General features: G+C 71.5%; 12 protein-coding genes. 8 read left to right on the forward strand and 4 right to left on the reverse strand.

Translation table 11 applies throughout. From position 1 onward, the window contains the following. Positions 1-28 precede the first annotated feature (28 nt). The gene (locus CK500_RS00825) at positions 29-1,135 is read right to left on the reverse strand and encodes a DUF373 family protein (protein WP_095635362.1); all 1,107 of its coding nucleotides are present in this window, start codon (positions 1,133-1,135) and stop codon (positions 29-31) included. Between the two features lie 129 nt (positions 1,136-1,264). Then, positions 1,265-1,978 carry a DUF6517 family protein gene (locus CK500_RS00830; protein WP_095635363.1) on the reverse strand — a complete coding sequence of 238 codons (714 nt, stop codon included), beginning with the start codon at positions 1,976-1,978 and terminating at the stop codon, positions 1,265-1,267. Positions 1,979-2,118: 140 nt separating this feature from the next. On the opposite strand from CK500_RS00830, the gene CK500_RS00835 reads away from it, so the two are divergent. The 8 genes from CK500_RS00835 to CK500_RS17120 all read left to right on the forward strand — a co-directional run bounded on the left by CK500_RS00835 (position 2,119) and on the right by CK500_RS17120 (position 7,712). Next, positions 2,119-3,117, forward strand: coding sequence for a radical SAM protein (locus tag CK500_RS00835; RefSeq protein ID WP_095635364.1), 999 nt, complete (start codon positions 2,119-2,121; stop codon positions 3,115-3,117). A gap of 593 nt (positions 3,118-3,710) precedes the next feature. Then, positions 3,711-4,007 carry a DUF7130 family rubredoxin-like protein gene (locus CK500_RS00845; protein ID WP_095635366.1) on the forward strand — a complete coding sequence of 99 codons (297 nt, stop codon included), beginning with the start codon at positions 3,711-3,713 and terminating at the stop codon, positions 4,005-4,007. A 79-nt stretch (positions 4,008-4,086) separates the two neighbouring features. Beyond that, the gene (locus CK500_RS00850; RefSeq protein WP_095635367.1) at positions 4,087-5,901 is read left to right on the forward strand and encodes an aldehyde ferredoxin oxidoreductase family protein; all 1,815 of its coding nucleotides are present in this window, start codon (positions 4,087-4,089) and stop codon (positions 5,899-5,901) included. After that, positions 5,894-6,601 (forward strand): DUF7124 domain-containing protein, encoded by a 708-nt coding sequence (locus tag CK500_RS00855; RefSeq protein ID WP_095635368.1) that lies wholly within the window; start codon positions 5,894-5,896, stop codon positions 6,599-6,601. Before CK500_RS00850 ends, CK500_RS00855 begins: the two co-directional genes overlap by 8 nt. 89 nt (positions 6,602-6,690) lie before the next feature. After that, positions 6,691-6,948: a hypothetical protein gene (locus CK500_RS00860; protein ID WP_095635369.1), complete on the forward strand. Its 258-nt coding sequence runs from the start codon at positions 6,691-6,693 to the stop codon at positions 6,946-6,948. After that, on the forward strand, positions 6,949-7,083 hold the full coding sequence (locus tag CK500_RS17700; protein WP_255521204.1) for a hypothetical protein: 135 nt from the start codon (positions 6,949-6,951) through the stop codon (positions 7,081-7,083). Further along, positions 7,080-7,430 carry a hypothetical protein gene (locus CK500_RS00865; RefSeq protein ID WP_095635370.1) on the forward strand — a complete coding sequence of 117 codons (351 nt, stop codon included), beginning with the start codon at positions 7,080-7,082 and terminating at the stop codon, positions 7,428-7,430. The genes CK500_RS17700 and CK500_RS00865 overlap by 4 nt, the downstream gene beginning before the upstream one ends. A 123-nt stretch (positions 7,431-7,553) precedes the next feature. Further along, the gene (locus CK500_RS17120) at positions 7,554-7,712 is read left to right on the forward strand and encodes a hypothetical protein (protein WP_158224013.1); all 159 of its coding nucleotides are present in this window, start codon (positions 7,554-7,556) and stop codon (positions 7,710-7,712) included. Positions 7,713-7,745: 33 nt separating this feature from the next. On the opposite strand, the gene CK500_RS00870 is transcribed toward CK500_RS17120, so the two are convergent. Continuing rightward, on the reverse strand, positions 7,746-8,378 hold the full coding sequence (locus tag CK500_RS00870; protein WP_095635371.1) for a TorD/DmsD family molecular chaperone: 633 nt from the start codon (positions 8,376-8,378) through the stop codon (positions 7,746-7,748). Next, positions 8,375-10,573: a hydrogenase iron-sulfur subunit gene (locus tag CK500_RS00875; protein WP_095635372.1), complete on the reverse strand. Its 2,199-nt coding sequence runs from the start codon at positions 10,571-10,573 to the stop codon at positions 8,375-8,377. Before CK500_RS00875 ends, CK500_RS00870 begins: the two co-directional genes overlap by 4 nt. Positions 10,574-10,580 lie beyond the last annotated feature (7 nt).

A 10,580-nucleotide genomic window follows, 5' to 3' on the forward strand; every position in this document is an offset into this window, starting at 1 on the left:
GGGGACAGTCGCCCGCGTCGTCACCTTTTCAAGCCGGATCCGCCGACGGGAGCTGTGACTCCGCGACCGCGAACGCGAGCGTGCTCAACACCGCGGTGAGCGTCCCGGCCGCGAGCGCCATCGCGAGGTCGGGGAGCCCGAGCGAGGTCACGCCCGGCGCGGCCGGCAGGAAGAACCCGGAGACCGCGTACAGCACGACCGCGATCGAGAGGACGTAGAAGGGCGCGTTGAGGTACCGCCACCGGAACCGGCCCGCGAGGTACTCGTCGGTGATCTGGCCGAGGCTGGAGGTGACCCCGGCGACCGCGAGCCACTGGACGAACCCGTGGACGAACGCCGCGAGCGCGACGCCGGCGGTGACGCCGCCGCGGACCCCGCGGACGGTCTCGACCGTCTCCATCCCTTGGACCCCGCCGACGACGATCAGCGCGAGCGCGACGACGTAGGTGACGAGGGTCACCCGCCCGGTGTAGAGCACGTTGCGCACGGACGCGGCCACGCCGTCGACCGTGTCTTCGAGCCCGAGCCCGCGGAACAGCGAGTAGAGCCCGACGATCCCCGAGAGGATCCCGAGGACCGCCGCGCCGGCGACGTCGAACAGGTTGGCGACGACAACGAGCGGATAAATGAGGAGGAGCACGCCGAGCGGCACCAGGATCGTGCCGCGGGTCTCCGGGTCCGCGAGCACCTGCTTGATCGTGTAGTAGAGCGACTCGAGGTCCTGCGCCTGGCGGACGACGACGCGGCGCATCCCGTCGATCGGCATCCGCGACCGGATCACCGGGAGCACCGACTCGTCTTGCGCGCCGTCGGTGATGACGACGGCCGACACCTCCTCGCCGGTCGACAGCTCCGCGAGCACGCGGTCGACCTCCTGTCCCACCGCGCGGTTCGCCCGCACGTCGGAGCCGTCGACGCCGGTGACCGCGGCGACCTCGACCGCCTCGCCGCCGGCGGCCAGCTCGTCGTAGACGTTGACGCCCTGAAAGAGGACGTTCACGTCGGAGTCCTCCGGGTCGGCGGTCGCGAGCGCGACCGCAGCCTCGGTGACCTCGTCCGCGCCGATGACGGGGGTGGGGATCCCCGTCTTCCGGCCGAGGTCGTCGTCGAGGTCGACGCAGAGGACGAGCAGCATTATCGGAGTCTACGCGAGGGGTCGGCATATGTTTTCGGCTCGGCCCGGTCGTCGCAGATCCGTCGACCGCACCGTCGCGCACGGCAGACGGTCGGGGGGATCCGTCGGCCCCGCGGCTCGACCGCGTCGCTACGCCTCTTCGTGTTCGAGCCCGTTCATCATGGCGCGGACGTTCTCGCCGTCGCCGAACGACTCGGGGTACGCGGCCAGCGGGAGGACGTAGTCGTCGCCGACCTCGACCGTCTCCGCGATGTGGAACTCGAGCTCGACGCTCACGCCGGTTCCCTCGATCTCGCCGTCGGCCGAGTACACGACGACACCGGTGTCCGCGCCGAGTACCGCCGTGGTGTACTCGGAGCCGCGTTCGAGGTCGCTGACGCCCTCGTACCGGTCCGCGATCAGCTCTGCGCGCTCGTCGGCGTCGAGCTCGCCGACCGGGTTGAACGCCTCACCGAGCACCTCGACCCGCGGCGTCGCCAGCGCGGCGAAGACCGCCGCCTGGTACCGCTCGCCGAACAGCTCGACGGCCTTGTCGTACTCGGCGATAGTGTTCGTCACCCGGACCTCGCGCGTCTGTCCGGCGGCCTCGACCTCCCGGGAGACAGTCTCTTCGCTCACGTCGTTGAGCTCGTACCCCGTCTCGGAGAGCGTCGCGTCGGCGACCGTCGCCGTGCCCGAGGAGAACTCCGCGGGCTCGTCGCCGGTGACGACGTCGAGGGCGGTACAGCCGGCGAGGCCGGCGGCGCCGACCGCGCCGGCGAGCGCGAGCGCACGGCGGCGGGTGGTCGGGGCGGTTCCCGTGCGGTCCTCCGCGGCGGCGTCGGAACGCGGCTCGGGCTTCATACCCCATCCGTCCCGGCGGCGGGGGTACATACTTTGTGTTCGTATGTTCGTCCCGACCGATTTGACCCCCGTGACAACGGATCACCCGGAAACGCGCGGTTCGGACGCTTTTTGAGGCCGCAGCCGGTAGAAGAGGGTAGATGATCTCCAAGGGCTGCGAACAGTGCGCCAAGGGCGGGAAGATGGTGCTGTTCGTCTACGGCTACTGCGACCAGCGGGACTGCTTCTACTGCCCCCTCGGAGAGAACCGGAAGAACGTCACCGACGTGTACGCCAACGAGCGGAAGGTCGAGTCCGACGAGGACGTGATCCAAGAGGCCAAGCGCATGAGCGCGCTCGGCACCTCGATCACCGGCGGCGAGCCGCAGGAGGCGATGGCGAAGACGTGTCGGTACCTCGAACTGCTGAAAGACGAGTTCGGCGAGGACCACCACACCCACCTGTACACGGGTATCACGGGCGGCCGCGAGAACATGCGCCGCCTCTCGGAGGCCGGCCTCGACGAGATCCGCTTCCACCCGCCGCTGGAGGTGTGGGGCGACATGCACGGCACCGAGTGGGAGGAGATCCTCCACATCGCCCGCGAGGAGGGGCTCACCCCCGCCTTCGAGATCCCCGGCATCCGCGCGGAGCCGGAGTTCCTGGAGTTCTTGGACGAGGGCGCCGCGGAGTTCTGTAACATCAACGAGTTCGAGATGTCCGACGGGAACTACCGCCGGATGCAGGAGGAGGGCTTCGAGCTGCAGGAGGGCCACATGTCCGCCGTCGAGGGGTCGAAGGACGACGCGATCGTCTCCGAGATGGCGAGCCACGAGAAGGTGTACTTCTGTACCTCGGTGTTCAAAGACGCCGCCCAACACCGGAACCGGCTGAAGCGGATGGCGAAGAACATCCGCCGGGAGTTCGACGAGGTGACCGACGACGGGACCTTGGTCTACGGGAAGGCGTTCGCCGACCCCGAGCGCTTCGAGGCGCTCGGCGTTCCCGAGGAGTTCTACACCGTGAAGTCGGACCACGTCGAGGTCGCGTGGTGGCTCCTCGAGGAGATGGTCGAGGACGGCGACCTGGCGGAGGGTGAGATCGTCGAGCAGTACCCGACCGTGAACGGCACGGTCGTCGAGCGCACGCCGGTCGCGTAGACGCGGAGCGGCTCGGAGACCCTTATAAATCGCTGAGGGACACGGACACCGCCGAAGTCCCAACCGCTTGCTTATAAACGGTTGCTGTTAGATCGACGACGAACACCGCCGAAGCCCCAACCGCTTGCTTATAAACGGTTGCTGTTAGATCGACGACGAACACCGCCGAAGCCCCAACCGCTCGGCCGTACGCCGATGCGATTGCTTATAAACCGCTGAGCGACACGAACACCGCCGAAGCCCCAGCCGCGAGGCGGCCGCACGCTCGCTGTGCGCTTCGGTCGCTCGCGTTGCTCGCTCCCTGCAGTGCTTGCGTCGTCTGCGGCCGCCTCGCGGCTGCCCCTTCGAGTCCCGCCCCGCACAGTACCGCACAGCGCCTCACGCCTCCCCAGCCTCGTCGGCGGCTCCCGTTGGTCGCCGCCGACTCCCTCGCACGCGCTCTCGCCGGCGGCGTCGCCGCCGGCTGTCAGAGAGACCTTCGGTCTCTCCCTACTCGCGCCCTTAAAAGGGCGCTCGGAGGCGCGCGCCGACCGCACAAAGTTGCTTGTCAACATGGACCATGATTTAAACCGACCCGGCGCGTATCCCCGCGCATGGCCTCCGAAGAACCCGTGTTCGCCAACGTGAGTATCGGCCAAGAGGTATACGACGAGGACGGCGGGCGGCTGGGGACGGTTCGGGGCGTCGACGACGACGGCTTCTACGTCTCGTCGCCGGCGGGCGCGGAGTCGCTGCCGCTCACCGAGGCGCGCGACGTGTTCGGCACCGCCTACGTGATGTGGCGCTGTTGGGAGTGCGGAGAGATGGGCGAGATCAGCGGCGAGCTCCCCGCGAACTGTCCGAGCTGCGACGCGCCGCGCGAGGATCTGTACTACTGGGCCGAGGACTGAGTCCCGTCGGGGCGACCTGCCCCTCGGAGATCTCGGTCGCCGTCACGCTTTTGCGTACCGGCGCTAAACCGAGGGAGAGATGCCCGAACGAGACCGCGTCCTGCGGGTCGACCTCTCCTCGGAGACCGTCTCCCGCGAGCGCGTTCCGGAGGCGTGGCGCCGCCGCTTTATCGGCGGGAAGGGGCTCGGTGCCCGCTACCTCTACGACGGGCTCGACGGGGGGACCGACCCGCTCGGCCCCGACAACCTGCTGGGCTTCTGCGTCGGTCCGCTCTCGGGATACCTGCCGGGCGAGACGCGCTACGCCGCGGTGACGAAGTCGCCCCTGACCGGCGGCTTCCTCGACTCGTACGCCGGCGGCGACTTCGCCGACCGCCTGGTCGGCTCGCTCGACGACTGCCTCGCCCTGCTCGTGACCGGCGTCGCCGACGAGCCGGTCCGGATCGTCGTCGAGGGCGGCGACGCCCGCGTCGAACCGGCCGAGACCTGGGGCGCGGACACGGTCGAGACCGACGCGGCCCACCCGGACGCGGGCGTCGCCTGTATCGGTCCGGCGGGCGAGCGCGGCGTGGCCTACGCGACGATCGCCTCCGACGCGGGCGACCACCACGCCGGTCGCGGCGGCGCCGGCGCGGTCATGGGGTCGAAGCGGCTCAAGGCCGTGGTGGCCCGCGGCGATCCGCCCGGGGTCCCGCCCGCGCTGGCCGCCCTTCGGGAGCGCGACGAGCGCGCCTACGCCGAGGGCGACACGGGGCGCTGGCAGGCCGCCGGCGAGACCATCGAGAGCGTCGACTTCGCCAACGAGGTGGGCGCGCTCGCCACCGAGGGGTGGCAGCGCGACCGCTTCGAGGCCGCCGATGACATCGGCATCGAGGCCGCCCGCTCCGCCGCGGTCGGACGGGAACGCCCCGACCGCGAGGTACCCGGCGGCTTCGAGGTCGAGACCGACGCGGGGCGCTCGGTCCCCCGCGGCGCGGCGCCGATGACCCTCGGCGCGGGGCTCGGCGTCGCGGAGTTCGACGCCGTCGCGGCGCTGGGCGAGCACTGCGACCGCCTCGGCGTCGACGTCATCTCGGCGGGCAACGCCGTCGCCTGGGCGGTCCGCGCGGCCGAGGCCGGCCGCGTCGACTGCGAGGTCTCGTTCGGCGACCCCGAGGGCGCCCGCGCGCTCATCGAGGCGATCGCGACGGGCGGGGCCGGCCCCTGCGAGCCGGGCGTCGCCGACGCGCTCGCCGGGGGCGTCGATGCCGCGGCCGACGCCTACGGCACCGACGACGCCATCCCGACGGTCAAGTCGATGGAGCTGCCGTCGTACGACCCCCGGGCGGCCGTCGGCATGGCGCTGGCGTACGCGACCAGCGACCGCGGCGGCTGTCACCGCCGGGCCCGCCCCATCGAGTGGGAAGCCGTCGCCGACGGGGCGTCGACGAGCGACCGGGTCGCGGCGGTCGTGACCGCGCAGAACACTCGGTCGGCGCTGTGGAGCTTCGTCGCGGACGACTTCGCCGGCGAGCCGCTGTGGGACGGGTTCGGCGCCGAGTGGTTCGACGCGCTCGGCTACGACCACGACGCCGCGTCCCTCCGGCTGGCCGGCGAGCGCGTCTGGAACCTCGTTCGGCTGTTCAACGCCCGCGAGGGGTTCGACCGCGAGGCGGACGAACTCCCGCCCACCCTGACCGAGCCCGTCACGGACGGCCCCGCGGCGGGCGACCGCGTCGAGCCGGCGGCCTTCGAACGCCTCCTCGACGCCTACTACGCCGCCCGCGGCTGGGACCGCGACGGGCTGCCGACCCCCGAAACGCTCGCCCGGCTCGACCTCGATGCGGTCGCCGACGCCGAGACGCCGGTCGGAACCCCGCCCGAGAACGACCCTCCGAGACACGACGATGACTGAACGGATCGACCTCGACGACATCGAGACGGACGGTGACGACGACTCCCGACCCGACCGCGACGCCTGGCTACAGCGGAGCGAGGACGGCGACGAGACCGGCGCCGACTCGGCCGGCAGCGGGTCGCCCGATACCGACTCGGTCGCCGCCGACTCGCCCGATTCCGACGCGGCTGATTCCGACGCGGCCGACGACAGCCCGTCCGGCGCCATCCCGCGAGTCCCGCGGGAGAACGACGACAAGCCCGCCGGCGTGCCGACCGACCGCGGCGGCTCCGGCGCGGGCGCGACGGTCTCGGAGGCGCCCGACGACGCCCGTCCGATGGGCGGCGGCCCGCACGGCGGCGGCACCGACGAGATGACGATGGCGTTGACGTACAACGCCTTGACCGCGCTCGCCGACCCACGGCTGGTCGTCGCCTCCGCCCGCGAGTGGGCCGACTGGATCGGGATCGTCGGCGACGTGAGCGCCCCGGTCATCACGCGGTTCCAGCGCGATCACGGCGTCGACGCCGACTTCTTCAACGGCACGGGTGACGGGCCCGCCGAACGGCTCGCCGAGGTCGACGAGACCTCGATGTTCCACGCCGAGCGGCTGGCGGTCGTCGGGACGCCCGACGACGAGTGGATCGCCGAGGCGGCCGGCTGGGAGTTCGTCCCCCTGGAGACGGCGGCCGAGAAGGCCGGCTGGGACCTCGCGTAGCCGCGGGGGAGTCGCCCGCCGCCCGAGCGGTTCCGGACCGCTTGCCGGCACGGGGAACACTTTAGACCGTGTGGTGAGATATCACGGGCATGGGTCTTCGAACCGCGAGCCAGCAGAACGGACTGCTTCTGGCAGGACTGCTGTTGTTCATCGGATGGGGCGCGCTCACCGCGCTGAACGTCGCGACGAGCGCCGGACCGATAGCCGCCGACTGGTGGATCGGCCAACACGGCGTCGGCGCCGTCGTCGGGGCCGTCGTGCTGTTGGCCCTCGTCGGGTTCGCCATCGCCCTCGTCGGCGAGCTGAACGAAGATGGTCCCGCGCCGGACGAGTGGCCGCCGCAGTAGATGTACTACGAGTGTGCCGAGTGCGGGCTGGTCGACCGGGGGAACCCGCTGGACGAGCCCGTCGTACGCGAGTGTCCCGACTGCGGAGTGACCACGACGTGGGAACCGGCCTTCGAGGGGGCGCCGAACTCGTGAGCGACCCGATCGAGGTCCCGATCTCGGAACGGTTCCGCCGCGGGGCCGACCAGTGGGCCGAAGAGCGCGTGATGACCGAGGAGGCCGCCCTCGAGGCCAAGGCCGAGCAGGCGCTGCTGGAGATCGAACACCTCGCGACCGGCGCTCAGGAGGTCGACTTCGAGCTCGACGAGGAGGGGGAGATCATCCGATACGTCCCCAGCGGGGAGCTGCGGGCGTTCCTCGACGCCCAGGCCGAGGCGTCCGGCGTCGACCGCGAGACCGTGCTGCGGCTCCACGTCGATCTCTTCGCCGGCGCGTTCCTCGACTCCGACACCGTCACGCCGGAGTCAGTGACCCACGACTGAAGTCGTGGGCTTCCGCCTCGTGCCTCTGTGAGGCGTCGGCTCCCCTCCGTTTCGCCTCGCCGCCGGGCCGAGAAAACGCGGTCGAGGGGAAGCTATTTGTCCGTGCACGGGTATGACAGTCGTATGCACGAAGACAGCGGATGGCGTCCCGACACCGGCTGTCAGCGGTGTAACGGTCACGAGACGTGGACGCACAACGCGGCCCACGAGATAAACGACGGCCAGCGCGACCCCGACGAGATGGACCTCGGACTGACCGAGGACGACGAAGACGACGAGTAGGGCGCCGGAAGCGGCGAACGCCCAGCCGGCCGGTCAAGTCATCTGACTCGCGATCTCCTCCTCGAAGGCGACGTACCCCGACAGCAGGTACGCCGCCGCCTCGTAGAACGGCTCGTCGGTGTTGTCCAACACGTCCCGCGCGCAGTCGTCGATCCACTGCGAGAGGTGTTCGTCGTGGAAGACGCGCTGGAACCCCAGCGTCTCCTCGTCGCCCGCCCGCTGGCGCTCGATCAGGTGCCGGAGGAACGCCAGCTCGACGGCGACGTGGTCGTTCTCCTCGGGGTAGTCGTCGGGCGGCGACCAGCCCGCGGCCCCGTAGCTGGCCTCGACCTTCGCGAGCCCCTCGCCGCGGAAGTCGGTGTCGTCGCGGTAGTGCGTCTCGTGGGGAAGGACCGGCGGCCGCGGGCCGACGAAGACGCGGGTGTACTCGCGTTCGAGGTCGTCGCGGACCGCGTCGACGTCGCGCCCCTCGTTGTCGGCGGCGAACGCGCGGAGGCGCTCGAACCCGGCGTCGAGGTCGTCCGAGACGGCCTGCTCCGGGACCTCGAAGTCGCCCGAGAGCAGCCGTTCGAGCAGCTCCTCCGGCGGGTAGTCGGCGAAGGCGTCCACGAGGAACCCCGAGAGCTCGAGGCGGGTCTCGTAGAGGGCGGTCTGGTCGAGGCTCATCGGTCGCCCCCCACGTCGCCGCTCCCGTGAAGGAGCCGCACGCGGCAGTCCGGACAGTAGTCGAAGACGTTCTCGTCGCCGGCGGTGAGCCCCTCGACGAGCCCGCCGACCTCCTCTTGGATCTTGCTGGCCGTGCCCTCGCTGGCGAAGGGCGTCCCGCAGTTGGCGCACTCGCGCATCTCGCCCTCGAAGGCCGTCTCCCACGACTCCCCGTCGCGGTTCTCCGGGAGCCGGTCGAGGTGGATCCCCGGATCGAGCTCGATCGCGTCCTCCATACACCCCTCCTCGCAGAGTCCGCAGTTGACGCACCGCTCGTGGCTGAACTGGAGCTCGGCGCCGTCTCGGCGGAGCGCGTCGGTCGGACAGAGGTTCGAACACGTCGGCGTCAGCGCGCAGTCGTCGGACACCTCGACGGCCGCGAAGTCCTTCAGCCCGCGGATCACGTCCCGCTCGGGGTCGACGTGGTCGAGGATCGTCCGGACGCTCTCTAACGTCCAGTCGTGGCTGTTGAACGCGGGGTTCGGGCGCTCGCCGCCGCTCGGCTGGGCCGCGATCCCGCCGTCGGTCAGGGCGGCGCCCGCCCCGTCCCTCCCGGCGCCCGGGTCGACGAGCCGCCCCGTCGCCTCGTGTTCGCCGGCGGGGACGGGCGACGGGTCGAGCGACTCGACGAACGCGTCGAGCTCGTCGACGAACGGCCCGTGGTCGGCGAGATTCGGCGCGAAGAAGGCGACGCGCTCGCCGAGGCCGAGGTCGGTCGTGGCGCGGTTGAGCCGGTCGACTAACTCGGCCTTGGGGTCCGGTCCGGAGTGCAGGCAGTCGTCGCCGCAGCCGACGACCGCGACGCCGTCCGCGCCCGCGGCGAGCGCGTGGGCGACGTGCGCCTCGCCGACGGTGTCGGTGCAGTTGACCCGGACGGGGAGGATCGGCGGGTACTCGACGCCCGGCCCGATCTGCGAGCGGCGGCCGTACTCGGAGAGCGCCTCGGCGGCGCGCTCCGAGCAGACGAACGCGACGACGGGCGTCTCGATCCCGTCCGAGCCGCGGTCGAAGAGCCAGCCGCCCGAGTCGTCCGTGGTCGGACGCAGCAGGGCCTCCACCTGTCGGGCGATGCGCTCGTTGTCGGGCTCGCTGAGCGTGACCGCGCCGGTCGGACACGAGCTGGTGCAGGCGCCGCAGTTCCGGCACGCCTCCTTGAAGAAGTCCACGTCGTCGACGCGGGGGCGCTCGACGGCGCCGTGGGGGCAGGCGTCGACGCAGGCGGTACAGCCCTGCTGGCCCGACTCGCCGGCGGCGCAGACGTCCATATCGAGATCGAGGTGGTCCGGACCCTCGTAGCCGCCGAGCATGGACTCGATCGCCGAGACCGCCCCGGCGTCGACGTGCGTGTAGAACCCGATCCGACCACCGCGGGTGTCGGCGTCGGCGCCGGGGTAGACGACCTGGTCGACCTCCAGCTCGCGGGCGACGCCGTCGGTGTCGATGGCGTCGACGGGACAGCAGTCGGTCCACGCGCCGTCGGGCGCGTCGGGGTCGATGTCGACCGGCCTGGTCGTGACCATCCCGTCGGGTCCCCGTCGGACGCACTCCATACAGGAGATGCAGTCCTCGGTGACGCGGGCCTCGAGCGTCAGGGTGAACTCGCCGAACCGCCCCGAGACGTCGGCGACGCGGCCGCGCTCGACGGTCACCTCGTCGAGGTCCGCCTCGCCGGCCAGCTCCCGGCCGTCGGCGACGAGCGTCACGTCGGCCGTGTCGGCGAGCGCCGCGGCGGTCTCGGCGTCCCCGACGACGGCGACCCGGTCGCCTGCCTCGCGGGTGTGGACGCGCTCGACCGGCTCGTGGTCGAAGCGGGTGGCCGCGGCGTTGGCCAGTCGCGCGGTCTTGTCGGTGGCGGCGGACTCGCCGTGGACCCAGCCGGCGCCCTCGCGCTGGTCGACGAACTCGATGGCGTCCGGGTGGAGCCCGTGGTCGACCGCCTCCTCCCGGAGCGACTCCTGGACGCCGGGCTCCGGACAGGTGACGACGAGCTGGTCGAGGTCGTGCTCGTCGATGACCGCCGACATGGCATCGCGGCCGTCGCCGCAGAGCATCCGCGAGCTCGCGGCGACGTCGACCCCCTCGATGCCCTCTCGGGCCTCGGCGAGGTCGACGTCGCAGGTGTCCGCACAGGAGCAGACGAAGGTCCCCGTGTTCATGCGAACC

Origin of the sequence: Halorubrum salipaludis, from assembly GCF_002286985.1 — an archaeon.
In the GTDB taxonomy this organism is placed as follows: Archaea; Halobacteriota; Halobacteria; order Halobacteriales; family Haloferacaceae; genus Halorubrum; species Halorubrum salipaludis.